This is a genomic window from Pseudomonas sp. LARHCG127 (assembly GCF_052871455.1).
The window spans coordinates 1-17,292 of the sequence record NZ_JBIXJT010000013.1 but is presented as its reverse complement, the minus strand read 5'-3'; the positions used below and the strand labels follow the sequence as shown (position 1 = coordinate 17,292).

Sequence of the window (17,292 nt, the reverse complement as noted above, 5' to 3'; positions counted from 1 at the left end):
CGCTCCTCAGGCCAAGTCGCGCAGGGCGGCGTCGAGCGTCGGGTAACGGAACGTATAGCCGGCCTCGACGAGACGATTGGGCACTACCCGCTGGCCGTCGAAAAACAACTGGGCCATCTCGCCGGCCAGGGCGCGCACTGGCGCGGCAGGAATGTGGAACCACACCGGGCGCTTGAGCACCTTGCCGACACTTTCGGCAAACAACGCCTGGCTGACCGACTCGGGTGCCACCAGGTTGTAGGTGCCGCACAGGCTTTCATCATCGAAGGCTCGGGCGATCACTTGGATGACATCGTCGCGGTGCACCCAGCTCATGATCTGTTTGCCGTCGCCCATGCGCCCGCCGAACCCCAGGCGAAACGGAATCAGCAACGGCAGCAACGCACCGCCCGGACCGAACACCACGCCCAGGCGCATCACCACCTGCCGCACGCCCAACTCAGTGGCAGGCCGGGCTGAAGCTTCCCAACGCACACAGAGTTCAGCCATGAAGCCATCGCCCTGGGCGGCGCTTTCATCGAGGCTTTCGCTGGCGTCACGCACGCCGTAAAAACCCACGGCTGAGGCCTGTATCCACAATGCCGGTTTGTGCCGGGCGTTTTTCAACCAGGCCATCAAGGCTTCGGTGGTGTTGACCCGGCTGGCAATGAGTTGCGCCTGGCGCTTGGGACTCCAACGCGGCCCGGCCACCGGGGCACCCGCCAGGTTGATCACCACATCGAACATTTCGTCATGGCCCAGCTTGCCCAGCGAACGCAGGCAGCGGGCGCGGCCGTCAAACAGATAGGCCGCTTTCAACGGATCGCGAGCCAGCACGCTGACCGTGTGCCCGGCGTCGAGCAATTGATTGACCAGGGTCTCGCCGATAAACCCGGTGCCCCCCGTGACCAGCACGCGCTTGTAGGCGCCGCCGGCAAACGGGTTGGCCGGCTTGCCTGCGCGTTGCATGCGCAAGGCCGCCAAGCCGTCGCGAATACCCGAGGCCGTGACCCCGATGGCGAACAAGGTCAGCAGCCAGCCGCGCCAACCGAGGTCGATCGCGCTCAGGCCGGTGGGCAAACTCGCCCACTGCGCCAGTTGCACGCCGTACAGCGCGAAAAAGGCCCCGCCGTTGACCGCCAGCACCGTATGCATGATGCGCTCGATGGCCGGCAGCTTGCGGCTGCGGTCCTCGACCACGAAGTCCCAGAGCGTCAGGCAAATCTCCAGGGCGAACAGCAGCGCGATGACAATCGCCCACGTTCCCTCGAAGGCCAGATGCGCCATGCCCAGGAACAGGATCCCGTAAAAGCACGAGCGCAAGGCGTGAATGGACAGCTCCAGCCGCGCACTGTGGCGATAGGGCAAGGCGACGGTGAGTTCGTGGTGATACAGGGTGTCCAGCGCACCGAGGATGGCTTGGGCAATCAGTAGGGCGATCGCCCAGTCCAGCAGTGGAAAATCAGCCATGGTTGGAATCACTCGACGCGTTGTCAGTCAGGGAGGCACGGCGGTCGTGGCGATAGAGCCAGAACAGCGGCGGCAATAAAACGAGCAGTGCGAAGCTGTCGAACCACAGGTGCGACCAGACCTGTGCCTGGGCGGAAATCCACATGTCCTGGGGTGCCCACAGCAGGATGCCGGCGATCAGCCAGCCCCAGGGCATGGCGCGTTTCAATCGATTGCCGATGTGGACGAGGGCGAGCATGTACAGCGCGTAGCTTTGCAACGTGGCGCCGAACAAGGCCAGCCACCAGACTTGTTGTGCGTGGGCCGTAGCGGGCACGGCATTGGTGCCCCAGAACGCTTGTTCGATGGTGTTCAGATAGTGATCGAGCAAGCCAGAGTGACCAGCCCACGTCAGCGTGACGCCGGCGAGCAGGTGCATCAGGGCCGCCGCGTACAACCAAACGACCAGGGCTTTGCGAAGAGGGCTGTAAGAGGTTGGCATTCCATGTCCTGAAGGCTTGCTTGAGGGCGGCCAGTCTAAAGGAAATGGGAGGGGCTTTACTGGCCTGATGGGTTGGCAGCGATAATTAAATCTCGTCAACGAGACCTGCTTCGCAGGCCCCCAGCGTTCCTTCCGGCACACCGCATCGCCCGGGTTTGCGACTGCTGCGCAGCCGAGCGGGAGCAAGCTCCCTCGCCACAGGTTCTGTGTACCGCTTACCTACAACTGAGTCCTAGGAGATTTCCTTCAAGTTGCGGCGATGTTGGTGAACTTGTCCGGCTTGAGGCTCACCGCTAGTCTGGGTTTGTCACTGAAAAAACGGTGACAGGGACGTGCAAGTCCGAAATATCTGTTTAGGGCGAAACAGCCCATGCCATTCAGCGATCTCAGTTGGATTCGCTGCGTAGCAAAGGCTCCTTACTGGTCGTTTAGGAGTTCCCCAATGACAACAGCAGAAACGAAGCCCACTTCACCCAGCTCCAGCACACTCGACGAAGCAGCCCAACGCGCCCTCGACTACTACCTCAACCCCAAACCGACCGATGAAGCCTCGGGCAAAACCCAAACCGCCCAACTCTTCATGGTCGCCCCAGACATCGACACCGAAACCCTGCTGGCCAATGCCTCCGAAGACCTGCTGTCCATCAGCGCCATCGCCGCCGACCTGGCTGATGATGTCGACGGTTCGCGCCGCAGCGTGATATTGGCGATCAGCCGGATGGCCGATGGGGTGCATTTGTTGGTGGAAAGGGCGATGGATCGGCTGGAGGTTCAAGCGGCGGGCTGACATACCTGTGGTGAATTGAAAACCGCCTTCGCGAGCAGGCTCGCTCCCACACTGGATCTGTGTCGAACCGAAACATCGAGATCAACACCGATCAACTGTGGGAGCGAGCCTGCTCGCGAAGGCATCGGCCCAGACAACCCCTGTGGCGAGGGAGTATTACTTCAGAACGGCTCACCGCTGCATCCCCCAACGCTTCACCGTCACCCGCTCCAAACTGTCGAACACCAGGTTCTCCACCAGCAACCCGATGAGGATCACCACCGCCAACCCGGCAAACACCTTGTCGGTGTACAGCTCGTTACGGTTCTGGAAGATGTACCAACCCAAGCCGCCCTTGCCGCTGGTGGCACCGAACACCAGCTCCGCGGCGATCAGGGTGCGCCAGGCGAACGCCCAGCCGATCTTCAACCCGGCGAGGATCGACGGCAGCGCCGCCGGGATCAGGATGAACAAGACAAAGCGCAGGCCTTTGAGCCCGTAGTTGCGCCCAGCCATGCGCAGCGTTTCCGACACGCCGAGAAACCCCGCATACATGTTCAACGCCAGCGCCCACAGCACCGAATGCACCAGCACGAAAATCAGGCTGTTCTGCCCCAGGCCGAACCACAGCAGCGCCAAAGGCAACAGGGCGATGGCCGGCAGCGGGTTGAACATCGAGGTCAAGGTGCTGAGCAGGTCGCGGCCCAACTGGGTCGACACCGCCAGGGTAGTCAGGCCAAACGCCAGGAGGATGCCCAGCAAATAACCCTTGAGCAGCACCACCAGGGAAATCCACACTTTGCCCAGCAGCTCGCCACTCAGCATTCCGTCGTACAACGCGCTGGTGGTCTGCAAAAAGCTCGGCAGCAGCAGGTCGTTATTTTGATAGCGGGCTACTCCTTCCCACAGAACCGCCAGCACAATCAGGATCAGCGCTTTACGCAGCCAACCCTGTTGCCAGAGGCGCTGGCCCAGGGGCAACTCCCGCTCCAGCGGCACGTGGGTCAGCGGTTGCAGGTCGACTTCGTATTCTTCGCGCACAGGCGATAACTGGCTCATGAAACGCTATCCTTAATACGCGATACGGATGTCGGTGAAATCCAGCTCACGCTCGGCGTCCGGCAACTGGCCTTGCTCGAACAGCAACGAATGAATCCGCCGCGCCGTGTGCTGGAAACCCACGCCGCCGAGGCTGTGCAGGTCGTATTGATGGCTGTGGATTTCCGCCCTCACCCGTCCCGGGTGCGGCGACAACAGCAAAATACGATTGCCCACCACCAATGCCTCTTCAATGGAGTGGGTGACGAACAACAACGTGAAACGCACCTCTTCCCAGAGCAGCAGCAATTCTTCCTGCATCTTGCGCCGGGTCAGGGCATCGAGTGCGGCGAAAGGTTCGTCCATCAAGAGGATTTTTGGTTGCATCGCCAGCGCCCGGGCAATGGCGACGCGGGCCTTCATGCCACCGGACAAGGTGTGGGGGTAGGCATCGGCAAACGCCGCCAGGCCGACCTTATCGAGGTAATGCAGCGCCCGCTCCTCGGCCTCGCGACGCTTGAGCGTGCCCGACGCCAGCAGCGCGAACATCACGTTCTGCTTGACGGTTTTCCACGGCGGCAATTGGTCGAACTCCTGGAACACCACGATGCGATCCGGGCCTGGCGCGTTGACGGTTTGGCCTTGCAGGCGAATTTCGCCTTCGCACGGTGCGATAAACCCACCAATGGCCTTGAGCAGCGTGGACTTGCCGCACCCGGACGGGCCGAGCAATACAAAGCGGTCCGCCGGATCGACCTCGAAACTCACTTGATGGGTGGCCCGCACCACACGCTGCGGGGTGCGGTATTCCAGGCTGACGTTGTCCACTGACAGCAGCGCAGTGTCAGCGGAGGTGGCGTTGCTGGCCGCGTGGCCTTGCAATGGCGCGTTCATGACGATCAGCTCCCCTGCAATGGCTTGGCGTCCTGGAAGAAATAATCTTCCCACGACGCTGGTTTGTTCTTGATGGCGCCGACGCGGTAGAGGAACTCCGCCAGCGGGTAGGTGTTTTTCGGGGTGACGGTGAATTCGATCTGCGGGTTGTCGATGATCTTCAGCAAGGTCGCCCGGTCGATCTTGGCCTTGGTCACCCGCAGGTAGATGTCCGCCGCCGCGCCTTTGTCCTTCTGGGCGAACTTGGCCGCTTCAGTCAGCGCCTCGACGAAGGCCTTGTAGGTCTTCGGGTTTTGATCGCGGAATTTCTCGGTGGCGAACAGCACCGTGGGTGAATTCGGCCCGAGCACGTCATAGGAATTGAGTACGACGTGGACGTTGGGATTTTGCAGGGCCTGGTCCTGGAACGGCGGGTTGGAAAAATGCCCGGTCAACTCGGTGCCGCCGGCAATCAACGCGGCCGTGGCGTCCGGGTGCGGGACGGCCAGGGTGTACTTGTCGAGGCGATTGAAGTCCTTGTCGCCCCACTGCTTGGCGGCGGCGAATTGCAGGAACCGCGACTGCACCGACACCCCCACCGCGGGGACCGCGATGCGGTCCTTCTCGGTGAAGTCGGCGATGGTCTTGACGTTCGGGTTGTTGCTCAACAGGTAATAGGGAAAGTTGCCCAGGGAGGCCACGGCCTTGACGTTCTGCTTGCCACGGGTGCGGTCCCAGACCGTCAGCAGCGGTCCGACGCCAGCCCCGGCAATGTCGATGGAACCCGACAGCAACGCATCGTTGACCGCCGCGCCGCCTGATAGCTGGGTCCAGTCGACCTTGATGTCGATGCCCTCCTCCTTGCCATGCTTCTCGATCAATTGCTGGTCGCGGACCACGTTCAGCAACAGGTAAACGATGCCGAACTGTTCGGCGATGCGAATCTCGCCCTCGGCGTGGGCGCTGGCGGGCGCGACGAGGCTGCCGGCCAGCAAACTGAACCCCAGGCCGATGGCGGCGGCCAGCGGGGCAAAAGCAATGCGTGTGGACATGGTGATTCTCCGGGCTTTTTGCGCGAGGCGCAGCCGATCAGAAAGGGGCGTCGCCCTGGATGGTGGTGCGGTACAGCTTGCGGCGCAGATGACTCGGGCAACCGGCGGCCAGGTGAATCAACGAGCGGTTGTCCCAGAACACCAAGTCGTGGGGCTGCCATTGATGGCGATAGATGTTCTGCGGCAGCACGCTGTGGGCATACAGATCCGTCAGGATGGCTTTGCTTTCATCTTCCGGCAGGCCGACGATGCGGGTGGTGAAGCCTTCGCTGACGAACAGCGCCTTGCGCCCGGTTTCCGGATGGGTGCGGACGATGGGATGCACGACTTCGGCGACCTGGGCCAGTTGCTCAGGCGTGAGCGTCGGGCGCCAGTTGCCTTCGAATTTGGTCTCGCTGTAGCGCGCCGTGTAGGAGTGCGCCGCCGAACGGCCCTCCACCGCTTTGCGCAGCGTTTCCGGCAACCCGTCCCAGGCCTTGTGCATGTCAGCGAACAGCGTATCGCCGCCTTCGCTCGGCAGCTCCTGGGCATGAAGCATCGAGCCGAGGCTGGGCAGTTCTTTATAGGAAAGATCCGAATGCCAGAACTTGCCGGCGTCCCCCAGGCCGATGGATTGGCCGTTTTCGATGATGTTGGAAACGATGAGGATTTCCGGATGCCCGGCCAGCAGGAATTGCTTGAGCACATGGATCTGCAGCACGCCAAAACGACGGCTGAAAGCAATGTGCTGTTCGGGTGTGATGCGTTGGTCGCGAAACACCACGACGTGATAGTCCAGGTGGGCGCGGTGGATGCGGGCGAAATCCTGGTCGTTGATGGGGCTGGACAAGTCCAGGCCAACGATCTCGGCGCCTACGGCATCGGGGAATGGACGGATGTCGAACGACTGCGGCGCGATGTTCGCGGCATTTGAATCTGGAGAAAAAGAGACGGCTGGCATACATCACTCCCACGCACGGCGCGCTTGAATGGGCGCGCAATCGATCAAAACTCACGGCGTTACCGTGTTGGTTTGTGTCGTGCGGCGCGCCGATTGGTCGGCAGGTACGCAGGGGGATGACTTTAAAGGTATAAGAACAGCAATTTAAATACTAAAAATGCATAACCATATGGCAGAACCGGTGGGAGCGACTCTGATCCTGTGGGAGCGAGCTTACTCGCGATGGCGTCAGGTCAGACACGCATCTGTCGCTGACACATTGCTATCGCGAGCAAGCTCGCTCCCACAAGGGTTTCGGGAGCACCACGGTCCTGTGGCGAGGGAGCTTGCTCCCGCTTGAGTGCGCAGCGCTCATCGCTTTTTTTGGGGCCGCTGCGCGACCCAGCGGGAGCAAGCTCCCTCGCCACAAAAGCGTCCAAATCATCAATCATAAATTGATCAACAGTAAATCCTGTGGGAGCGAGCTTGCTCGCGATGGCGTCAGGTCAGACACGCATCTGTCGCTGACACACTGCTATCGCGAGCAAGCTCGCTCCCACAACGATTTCGGGAACGCCACAGAGATATCGCTGGACCTGGCGACTCGGTGCTACCGCTCGTGCAGCGCCTCGGACCGGGCCTTGATGATCGGCTTGAGCAGGTAGCTGAGCACGGTTTTCTTGCCGGTGATGATGTCTACCGACGCCACCATCCCTGGGATGATCAACAAGGGCTTTTCAGGCGTGCCCAGATGGCTGCGTTCGGTTCGCAGCCTGATGATGTAGTAGGTGGTCTTCTTGTCTTCATCGGTGATGGTGTCGGCGCCGATCTGTTCCAGCTTGGCTTTCATCCCACCGTAGATGGTGTAGTCGTACGCGGTGAATTTCACCGTGGCGTCCTGGCCGGGGTGCAGGAAGGCGATGTCCTGGGGACGGATTTTCGCTTCCACCAGGAGGGTGTCGTCCAGCGGCACGATTTCCACCAGGTCGCTGCCGGGCTGGATCACGCCGCCGATGGTGTTCACCAGCAGTTTATTGACAATGCCGCGCACCGGCGAGGTCACCAGGGTACGGCTCACGCGGTCTTCCAAGGCCTTGCCGGTGGCTTGGGCCTTGTTCAGGTCGGTACGTGCTTCGTTGAGTTGGGTCAGGGCTTCGCTGCGGAACTTGCCGCGGGTCTCGTCGATCTTGCGCTGCACTTCCTTGATCGCCGATTCGGCGCGAGGAATCGCCAGCGTCGTGGCGTCCAGTTGCCCGCGGGTCTCGACTTCGGCGCGCTTGAGCCGCAGCACTTCCACCGGCGACACCGCGCCTTGGGCCACCAACGGCTCGGACATGTTGATTTCCTGGCGTTGCAGCGCCAGGCCGGAGCGGTACTGCGCCTGCTTGGACACGAACTCGCGCAGCTCCTGCTGGCGCTGGATCAACTGCTCCTGCAAGCCACCGATTTCATCGTGCAATTGCTGGCGACGGCTGATGTACAGGGACTCTTCGCTGGCGGCCTGGCCCGGCACCGCCTTGAGCACATCGGCCGGGAAGTTCAGCGGCCGGTCATCGACCTCGGCACTCAGGCGCTCGACTCGCAACAGCATGGACAGGCGATCCGCTTCGGTCTCACCGACGTTGGAGACGAACCGCGTGTCGTCCAGGCGAATCAACGACGCGCCGGCCTCGACGATCTGCCCTTCCTTCACGAACAGCTCAGCGACGATGCCGCCTTCCAGGTTCTGGATCTTCTGGATCTTGGACGAGGGGATCGCCTTGCCGTCGCCCTTGGTCACTTCGTCGATCTCGGCGAAGTTGGCCCACAGCACCAGGAACACAAAGAAGCCGATGATGCCCCAGATTGTCAGGCGCACCACCCGGGGAGCGTCCTCGATCAGGGCTTTGTTGACCTCGGGCAGCGGTTGGCCATGCAGTGAGTCGGAGCCTCTGAAGTAACGACCCACAGCGCCCTTGAAACCTGATTTAAGCAACACTGATCTGCCCCTTCTTCAACGCTTCCATGACAGCGGCTTTCGGGCCATCGGCGAGGATCTGTCCACGGTCGATCACCAGCAGGCGGTCCACCAGGGACAGCAAGGAGGCCCGGTGCGTCACCAGCAGCACGGTCTTGTTTTCCACCACGGCGGCCAGGCGCTGTTTCAAGCGTTCTTCACCGGTGTTGTCCATGGCGCTGGTGGGTTCGTCCAGCAGCAGGATCGGCGGGTTGAGCAACAACGCACGGGCCAGGGCGACATTCTGGCGTTGGCCACCAGACAGGTTCTGCCCGCGCTCGCCAACTTGCAGTTCATAGCCTTGCGGATGCAGGCGGGCGAACTCATGCACGCCGGCCAGCTCAGCGGCCTGGAGCACCAGTTCGTCTTCGACGTAACGGGCACCGGAGGTCAGGTTGTCCCGCAGGGTCCCGGCCAGCAATTGGATGTCCTGGGGCACGTAGCCAATGTTGTAGCGCAGCTCGCTGACGTCGATCTGGCGGATGTCCACGCCGTCCACCAGCAAGGCGCCGTCATCGGGCTGATAAAGGCCCACCAGCAACTTGGCCAGGGAACTCTTGCCCGAGCCGCTGCGGCCGATGATGCCGATTTTCTCGCCCGGCTTGATCACCAGGTTGATGTTCTTCAGCGCGGGGTTCTGTTGGTTCGGGTAGGTGAAGTTCAACTGCCGGCATTCAACGGCGCCCTGCAACACCTTGCGACTCAGCGGGCGCTCGTCGAAATTGCGCTCCTGGGGCAGCTCCATCATCTGGTCGACCGAGGTCATGGTCACCCGCGCCTGCTGGTAACGGGTCAGCAGGCCCGACAGCGAGGCCAACGGGCTGAGGGCGCGGCCGCTGAGCATGTAGCAGGCCACCAGCCCACCCATGCTCAGGTTGCCGGCGATGATCAGGTAAACCCCGAAGACGATCATGATCACCCCGGCCAATTGCTGGATCAGCAAGGTGATGTTCATCGCCAGGCCGGACAGCATCTTCACCCGCAGTTCGAGGCGGCTGAGGGTGCCGATGGTCTGTTCCCATTGGTACTGGCGTTCACTCTCGGCGTTGTTGACCTTCACCGCGTCCAGGCCGGCCAGGGTTTCGATCAGGCTCGACTGGCGCTCGGCGCCCAGGGCCATGGTGCGTTCCATGGTCGCGACCAACGGCTTCTGCAAGGCATAGCCGATCAGCAGGGCAATCGGGAACGCCAACACCGGAATCCACACCAGGTGCCCACCGATAATCGCGATGACCATGAAGATCAGCAGGGTGAACGGCAAATCGATCAGGCTGGTGAGGGTGAGCGAGGCGAGGAAGTCCCGCAGGCTCTGGAATTCATGGATGTTCTGGGCAAAGCTGCCGACCCGCGCCGGGCGGTGTTTCATGGCCATGCCGACGATGCGCTCGAACAGCGTCGCCGAAATGATCAAGTCGGTTTTCTTGCCCGCCAGGTCCAGGCAGAGGCTGCGCAGCATCTTGAGGATCAGGTCGAACACATAGGCGCCGGTGATGCCGACGGCCAATACCCACAGGGTCGATTCGGCCTGGTTCGGCACGACGCGGTCGTAGACGTTCATCACGAACAGCGGCGCGGCCATGGCGATGATGTTGATCAACAGGCTGGCGGCGATGGCATCGGCGTACAGCCAACGGGAGCGCTTGAGGGTGTCGCGAAACCACGAACGCGCCCGGGGAATGAGCGTGCCGTGGTTAACGTCAAATTTATGCTGCGGTTGGGCGAAGAACACCTTGCCGCTGTAGTCATCGGCCAGCAGCTCGCGGCTGACCGTCACCTCACCGCCGTCGCTTTCGCTGAGCAGCAATCGCGCCTGGTCGTCACCGACCCAGCCCAGCAATACGGCGCTGCGGCCGTCTTTAAGCAGCAGCAGCGCCGGCATGGCGATGGTCGGAATTTGCTCGAGTTTGCGCTGCAACACCCGACCTTGCAGACCGGCACGGGCTGCCGCGCGCGACAATAATTCGACGCTCAGCCGTTGCTTGGGCAGCGGCAGGCCGGTGGTGAGCATCGCCGCGCTGGCCGGCTTCTGATGCAGCATGCAGAGCGCCAGCAGACCGTCCAGCAGCGGGTCGTCGTGCAGCGTGCGCGGGTCATGAACTAGTTCGACTGGACTGACTTCTGATTCCACGCTCGGCACTCTGACTGATTAAAACGGGTGGTAGGACTCAATTCATCCCAGGCAACTGGACCTTGGGTTTCACGTCGTTCTGCACAACCGATGCCAACGGCGCGACCACACCCTGGCTTTTCAACAACTGGCCCATGGTTGCCTTGATCCGGTACTGGGTGAACAGCTGCACATTCTTGATTTCCGCCAGGCGACGGGAAGCGCTGAACAGCTCGTTTTCACTGTCGAGCAAGTCGAGCAGCGTGCGTTCGCCGAGGCTGAACTGTTTCTGGTAGGCGGTGCGCACGTTGGCACTGCGGTCTACGTATTGCTGGGCGACCGGCACCTGGGCGTTGGCGTTGTTCAAGGCGTTCCAGGCCAGGCCCAGTTCTTCGTTCAACTGGCGCAGCGCGTTGTTGCGGATGTCCAGGGCCTGGTTGGACAGGTACGACTTGGATTCCAGATCGGCCTTGTTGCTGCCACCGGCATACAGGTTGAAACGCATGCGCAGCATGGCTTGCCATTCATTGTTGTGACCGTTCTGGCCGTCCAGGTCGTTGTCGGCGGTGCGCCCCAACTCGGCGTCGAAGCGTGGGTAGAAGCTCGATTTGGCGGCTTCGTACTGTTGCTCGGCGGCAGCGATGTCGGCTTCGGCCGAACGCAGCACCGGACTGTTTTCCAGCATCTGGGCGCGGGCTTCGGTCAGGTTGGCCGGCAGCAATGCCAGAAAATCGGCAGGACGCTCCAGTTGATCGGGCAGTTGGCCAACGGCGCTGAGGTAGTTGGTCTCGGCATCGGCCAGGTTGGTTTGTTCGGTGATCAAGTTGTTGCGGGCCTGGGCCATGCGCGCTTCGGCCTGGTCCAGGTCAGCGCCGCTGCCCACGCCACGGGAAGTGCGCAGCTTGATCTGGTCGAAAATGCGTTCGTGGCTCTTGAGGTTTTCCTCGGCCAGGCGCACGAACTCACGACGGGTCAGCACGTCCAGGTAAACCTGGGCCACGGTCAAACCGGTGCGCTCGGAGGCGTCCAGCAACGAGTAGGCACGGGCATTGACGGTGGCTTGTTGACGCCCGACTTCGCTGGACGTCGCAAAACCGTCAAAAACCATTTGCGACAAGCGCAGGCTCGATTCGCTGCGGTTCAGGGTTTCCCAATGGTTATTACCGCCCGAACGGGTGGTGACGCTGTCGGTGCCTTCGCGGCCATATCCGGCTGCAAGGTCCACTCTAGGCAGGTAGCCGCCCTTGGCCGCCTTGAGTTGGTAATCCGCCGCAAGACGGCTGTTCACGCCGGCCTGGATTTCAGGATGGACATCCAAAGCCTGTTGCATGGCCTGCGGCAAGGTTTGTGCTTGTACGAAACTGGCGGCGAGGATGAAGGGTAAAGCCTTGAGCAGGTGCGAACGCATGGTTGGATTATTCCCAGAACTCTTGTCTTGAATCACAGCGAAACGTGGCGCTGCATCGGATGATGGCAACCGGAATGACCGTATGTCGGAAAGTTCAAAACAGGAGCAGGAACACGCACTGAAAGAACAGGTCGCCGCTTAAATATCAATGTGACATTACGTTGGCAATTGTTTAGGATGGCCAGCAGAAGGTCAATAGTTTGGCACAAACAAAAATGATCGGAAAAACAGCCAAAATATTGACAAAGAAAAGCGTCAAATAACCTTACCTTGTACACATGAACGTCCAGACCGCTGCTGCCCAAAAGCCGCCGGGTCCATGGAAGTCTACTGAGCGTGGCACCCGGAGAGTCTTCAATGAGCAGTGTTATTGCCGTTGTCAAAAGCATTGTTGGTCAGGTTTTCGTCGTATCCCCAGAGGGCATCCGGCGCGTACTCATTGAAGGCGATCGCCTGAACGTAGGCGACCAGTTGGACACCGGCCCTGCCGGCGCCGTCACATTGGAGCTGGCCGATGGCCGCACCCTGGACCTGGGCCGCGACACCCAGTGGAGCGCCAATGCTCCGGACTCGTCCACCGACCTGGCACAAGCCACCGCCCAGGCCGCGCCGTCGGTAGAAGAGCTGCAACAAGCCATCGCCGCGGGCGTCGACCCGACGACTGCCCTGGAAGCTACCGCCGCCGGCGCCACTGCCGCGGGTACAGGGGGCGCCGCCGGTGGTGGCCACAGCTTTGTGGTGCTGGATGCCACCGCCGGCAGCGTCGACCCTACCGTCGGTTTCCCAACCGAAGGCCTCGCTGCGGCGGCGGCCACCGATGACAACATCCTGGGTGGCGATACCACGGCCGATACGACCGCCAACGCCGTGCTCAATGCGACCATGACCCTGAGCGCCACGCCGACCCTGACCGAGGCCGGCGGCGTGCTGGTGTACACCGCGACCGTGACCCAGGCCCCGCAGACCAACCTGACCGTAACCTTGTCCAACGGCGCGGTCATCGTGATCCCGGCTGGCCAACTGACTGGCAGCGTCAACGTTCCACTGGCGCCGAACGACACGGTCTACAACGACCCAAGCCAGATCAGCGTGACCGTCACCGGCACCACCGGCGGCACCGGCATTGCCGTGACCGTGCCCACTACACCGGCCGTGACTCAGATCACCGACACCGTCGACACCACCACCGTCACCCTGAGCGCGGGCAATACGGTCACCGAAGGCGGCCAGATTACCTACACCGCGACGCTGACCAACCCGGCCCAGACTCCGGTGACCGTGACCTTGAGCAACGGCTCGGTCATCACCATTGCTGCTGGCCAAACCACCGGCACTGTCAACGTTGATACGCCAGCCAATGACGTCTACAACAACGGCAGTACCGTCAGCACCACCATCACCGGTGCGACCGGTGGCAACTTCGAAAACCTGGTGCCGAGCACGGCGCCTGCGGTCACCACGATTACTGATTCGGCGGATGCCACTGGCCTGACCCTGACGGCCAGCAATACCGTCACTGAAGGCGGCCAGATCACCTACACCGCCACCCTGACCAACCCGGCCCAGACCCCGGTGACCGTGACCTTGAGCAATGGCTCGGTCATTACCATTGCTGCTGGCCAAACGACCGGCACGATTGCCGTGGATACCCCGGCCAACGACGTCTATAGCAACGGCAGCACTGTCAGCACCACCATAACCGGTGCGACGGGTGGCAACTTCGAAAACCTGGTACCGAGCACCACGCCAGCGGTTACGACGATTACCGATTCGGTTGACACCACCGGCTTGACCTTGACCGCCAGCAACACCATCACCGAAGGCGGTTCGATTGTTTACACCGCCACCCTGACCAACCCGGCCCAGACCCCAGTGACCGTGACCTTGAGCAATGGCTCGGTCATCACCATTGCTGCTGGCCAGACGACCGGCAGCGTTAACGTCGAGACGCCAGCCAATGACGTCTACAACAACGGCAGCACGGTCAGCACCACGATTACCGGCGCAACCGGCGGAAACTTCGAAAACCTGGTGCCGAGCACTGCGCCTGCGGTCACCACCATCACTGACTCCGCCGACACCACTGGCCTGACGCTGACGGCCAGCAATACCATCACCGAAGGCGGCCAGATCACCTACACCGCCACCCTGACCAACCCGGCCCAGACCCCGGTGACCGTGACCTTGAGCAATGGCTCGGTCATCACCATTGCTGCTGGCCAGACGACCGGCAGCGTTAACGTCGAGACGCCAGCCAATGACGTCTACAACAACGGCAGCACCGTCAGCACCACCATTACCGGTGCGACCGGTGGCAACTTTGAGAACCTGGTGCCGAGCACGGCGCCTGCGGTCACCACGATTACCGATTCGGCCGACACCACCGGCCTGACGCTGAGCGCCAGCAACACCATCACCGAAGGCGGCCAGATCACCTACACCGCGACGCTGAGCAACCCGGCCCAGACTCCGGTAACTGTGACCTTGAGCAATGGCTCGGTCATCACCATTGCTGCTGGCCAAACCACGGGCACCGTCAACGTCGATACACCGACCAATGACGTCTACAACAACGGCAGCACCGTCAGCACCACCATCACCGGTGCGACCGGTGGCAACTTCGAGAACCTGGTGCCGAGCACGGCGCCTGCGGTCACCACGATTACTGATTCGGCGGATGCCACTGGCCTGACGTTGACCGCCAGCAACACCATCACCGAAGGCGGCCAGATCACCTACACCGCGACGCTGACCAACCCGGCCCAGACGCCGGTGACCGTGACCTTGAGCAACGGCGCGGTGATCAACATCGCTGCCGGCCAGACGACCGGGACCGTCAACGTCGAGACACCGGCTAATGACGTCTATAACAACGGCAGCACGGTCAGCACCACGATTACCGGCACAACCGGCGGTAACTTCGAGAATCTGGTGCCGAGCACGACGCCTGCCGTTACTACGATCACCGATTCGGCCGATACAACCGGCCTGACGCTGAGCGCCAGCGAAACCATCACCGAAGGCGGCCAGATCACCTACACGGCGACGCTGAGCAACCCGGCCCAGACCCCGGTGACCGTGACCTTGAGCAACGGCGCGGTGATCAACATCGCTGCCGGTGCGACCACCGGCACCGTCGCCGTGGATACACCCGCCAACGACGTCTACAACAACGGCAGTACCGTCAGCACCACTATTACCGGTGCGACGGGTGGCAACTTTGAGAGTCTGGTGCCGAGCACTGTGCCTGCGGTCACTACGATTACCGATTCGGTAGACCCTACTACCGTGACGTTGACTGCTACGCCAACCGTGAATGAAAACGGCACCATCACTTACACCGCGACCCTGACCGATGCCAATGGCAATCCGGTCACCGCGCAGAACGGTCCGGTGACGGTCACGCTCGACAGCGGCAAGACCATCACTATTGCAGCCGGCGCAAGTTCGGGTGCGTTGGATGTCGCGGTCGGAAACGATGTTTACCAAGGCCCAACCACCGTCACCGAATCGATTGCCTCGGCATCGGGCGGTAACCTCGAAGCCATCGCGCCTAACACCGCTCCGGTTAGCACCGTAGTCAGCGATGTCAACGACACCACCACCGTGACGTTGACCGCCACTCCGACCGTGAATGAAAACGGCACCATCACTTACACCGCGACCCTGACCGGTGCCGATGGCAAGCCAGTTACCGCGCAGAACGGTCCCGTGACCGTGACGCTGGAAAGCGGCAAGACCATCACCATCGCCGCTGGCGCAAGCTCGGGCACGCTCGATGTCGCTGTGGGTAACGACGTTTATCAAGGTCCGACCACCGTCACCGAATCGATTGCCTCGGCATCGGGCGGTAACCTCGAAGCCATCGCGCCTAACACCGCTCCGGTTAGCACCGTAGTCAGCGATGTCAACGACACCACCACCGTGACGTTGACCGCCACTCCGACCGTGAATGAAAACGGCACCATCACTTACACCGCGACCCTGACCGGTGCCGATGGCAAGCCAGTTACCGCGCAGAACGGTCCCGTGACCGTGACGCTGGAAAGCGGCAAGACCATCACCATCGCCGCTGGCGCAAGCTCGGGCACGCTCGATGTCGCTGTGGGTAACGACGTTTATCAAGGTCCGACCACCGTCACCGAATCGATTGCCTCGGCATCGGGCGGTAACCTGGAAGCCATCGCTCCAAACACTACGCCAGTTAGCACTGTGGTCAGCGATGTCAACGACACCACCACCGTGACGTTGACCGCCACGCCTACCGTGAACGAAAACGGCACGATCACTTATACTGCGACCCTCACCGGCGCCGACGGCAAACCGGTTACTGCGCAAAACGGTCCGGTCACCGTGACGCTGGAAAGTGGCAAGACCATCACCATCGCCGCTGGCGCAAGCTCGGGTACGCTCGATGTCGCTGTGGGTAACGACGTTTACCAAGGTCCGACCACCGTCACCGAAAGCATCAGTACCGCCACTGGCGGCAACCTCGAAGCTATCGCGCCAAACACCGCTCCGGTTAGCACCATCGTTAGCGATGTCGACGACACCACCACCGTGACGTTGACCGCTACGCCGACCGTGAACGAAAACGGCACCATCACCTACACCGCGACCCTGACCGGTGCCGATGGCAAGCCCGTCACCGCGCAGAACGGTCCGGTGACCGTGACGCTGGAAAGCGGCAAGACCATCACCATCGCCGCTGGCGCAAGCTCGGGCACGCTCGATGTCGCTGTGGGTAACGACGTTTACCAAGGTCCGACCACCGTCACCGAAAGCATCAGTACCGCCACTGGCGGCAACCTCGAAGCTATCGCGCCTAACACCGCTCCGGTCAGCACCGTGGTCAGTGATGTCGATGACACCACCACCGTGACGTTGACCGCTACGCCGACCGTGAATGAAAACGGCACCATCACTTACACCGCGACCCTGACCGGTGCCGATGGCAAGCCAGTTACCGCGCAGAACGGTCCCGTGACCGTGACGCTGGAAAGCGGCAAGACCATCACCATCGCCGCTGGCGCAAGCTCGGGCACGCTCGATGTCGCTGTGGGTAACGACGTTTACCAAGGTCCGACCACCGTCACCGAATCGATTGACTCGGCATCGGGCGGTAACCTGGAAGCCATCGCTCCAAACACTACGCCAGTTAGCACTGTGGTCAGCGATGTCAACGACACCACCACCGTGACGT

10 protein-coding genes and 1 pseudogene are annotated in these 17,292 nt (G+C 61.6%); 2 read left to right on the top strand and 9 right to left on the bottom strand.

Annotation, left to right across the window (positions count from 1 at the left end; genetic code table 11):
• Nucleotides 1-6: 6 nt before the first annotated feature.
• Nucleotides 7-1,449: a TIGR01777 family oxidoreductase gene (locus ACIPQ1_RS21290; RefSeq protein ID WP_446534733.1), complete on the bottom strand. Its 1,443-nt coding sequence runs from the start codon at nt 1,447-1,449 to the stop codon at nt 7-9.
• On the bottom strand, nt 1,442-1,867 hold the full coding sequence (locus ACIPQ1_RS21285) for a cell division protein (protein ID WP_446534774.1): 426 nt from the start codon (nt 1,865-1,867) through the stop codon (nt 1,442-1,444). Before ACIPQ1_RS21285 ends, ACIPQ1_RS21290 begins: the two co-directional genes overlap by 8 nt.
• Before the next feature lie 505 nt (nt 1,868-2,372).
• Here ACIPQ1_RS21285 and ACIPQ1_RS21280 point away from each other — a divergent pair.
• On the top strand, nt 2,373-2,717 hold the full coding sequence (locus ACIPQ1_RS21280; RefSeq protein ID WP_446534732.1) for a DUF6124 family protein: 345 nt from the start codon (nt 2,373-2,375) through the stop codon (nt 2,715-2,717).
• A 171-nt stretch (nt 2,718-2,888) separates the two neighbouring features.
• Here the strand turns inward: ACIPQ1_RS21280 and ACIPQ1_RS21275 are convergent, their stop codons facing one another.
• From ACIPQ1_RS21275 to ACIPQ1_RS21245, 7 genes are all read right to left on the bottom strand, one after another.
• Entirely contained in the window at nt 2,889-3,755 is an 867-nt protein-coding gene (locus ACIPQ1_RS21275) for an ABC transporter permease (RefSeq protein WP_411386153.1), read from the bottom strand.
• Between the two features lie 12 nt (nt 3,756-3,767).
• Nucleotides 3,768-4,628: an ABC transporter ATP-binding protein gene (locus tag ACIPQ1_RS21270; RefSeq protein WP_411386152.1), complete on the bottom strand. Its 861-nt coding sequence runs from the start codon at nt 4,626-4,628 to the stop codon at nt 3,768-3,770.
• 5 nt (nt 4,629-4,633) lie between these two features.
• Nucleotides 4,634-5,659, bottom strand: coding sequence for an ABC transporter substrate-binding protein (locus tag ACIPQ1_RS21265; RefSeq protein WP_446534731.1), 1,026 nt, complete (start codon nt 5,657-5,659; stop codon nt 4,634-4,636).
• Nucleotides 5,660-5,696: 37 nt separating this feature from the next.
• Complete coding sequence (locus tag ACIPQ1_RS21260; RefSeq protein WP_446534730.1) at nt 5,697-6,599, bottom strand: TauD/TfdA dioxygenase family protein; 903 nt, start codon at nt 6,597-6,599, stop codon at nt 5,697-5,699.
• 589 nt (nt 6,600-7,188) lie between these two features.
• Complete coding sequence (locus tag ACIPQ1_RS21255; RefSeq protein WP_446534729.1) at nt 7,189-8,556, bottom strand: HlyD family type I secretion periplasmic adaptor subunit; 1,368 nt, start codon at nt 8,554-8,556, stop codon at nt 7,189-7,191.
• Nucleotides 8,546-10,702, bottom strand: coding sequence for a type I secretion system permease/ATPase (locus ACIPQ1_RS21250; RefSeq protein WP_186709500.1), 2,157 nt, complete (start codon nt 10,700-10,702; stop codon nt 8,546-8,548). Before ACIPQ1_RS21250 ends, ACIPQ1_RS21255 begins: the two co-directional genes overlap by 11 nt.
• Before the next feature lie 37 nt (nt 10,703-10,739).
• Nucleotides 10,740-12,089 carry a TolC family outer membrane protein gene (locus ACIPQ1_RS21245; RefSeq protein WP_446534728.1) on the bottom strand — a complete coding sequence of 450 codons (1,350 nt, stop codon included), beginning with the start codon at nt 12,087-12,089 and terminating at the stop codon, nt 10,740-10,742.
• 357 nt (nt 12,090-12,446) lie between these two features.
• On the opposite strand from ACIPQ1_RS21245, the pseudogene ACIPQ1_RS21240 reads away from it, so the two are divergent.
• Nucleotides 12,447-17,292: pseudogene (locus tag ACIPQ1_RS21240) on the top strand (LapA family giant adhesin); the annotation flags it as partial.

Coding starts and splice junctions, on each gene's coding strand:
- ACIPQ1_RS21290 (WP_446534733.1), bottom strand. CDS start 1,449: ATGGCTGATTTTCCACTGCTGGACTGGGCGATCGCCCTACTGATTGCC.
- ACIPQ1_RS21285 (WP_446534774.1), bottom strand. CDS start 1,867: ATGCACCTGCTCGCCGGCGTCACGCTGACGTGGGCTGGTCACTCTGGC.
- ACIPQ1_RS21280 (WP_446534732.1), top strand. CDS start 2,373: ATGACAACAGCAGAAACGAAGCCCACTTCACCCAGCTCCAGCACACTC.
- ACIPQ1_RS21275 (WP_411386153.1), bottom strand. CDS start 3,755: ATGAGCCAGTTATCGCCTGTGCGCGAAGAATACGAAGTCGACCTGCAA.
- ACIPQ1_RS21270 (WP_411386152.1), bottom strand. CDS start 4,628: ATGAACGCGCCATTGCAAGGCCACGCGGCCAGCAACGCCACCTCCGCT.
- ACIPQ1_RS21265 (WP_446534731.1), bottom strand. CDS start 5,659: ATGTCCACACGCATTGCTTTTGCCCCGCTGGCCGCCGCCATCGGCCTG.
- ACIPQ1_RS21260 (WP_446534730.1), bottom strand. CDS start 6,599: ATGCCAGCCGTCTCTTTTTCTCCAGATTCAAATGCCGCGAACATCGCG.
- ACIPQ1_RS21245 (WP_446534728.1), bottom strand. CDS start 12,089: ATGCGTTCGCACCTGCTCAAGGCTTTACCCTTCATCCTCGCCGCCAGT.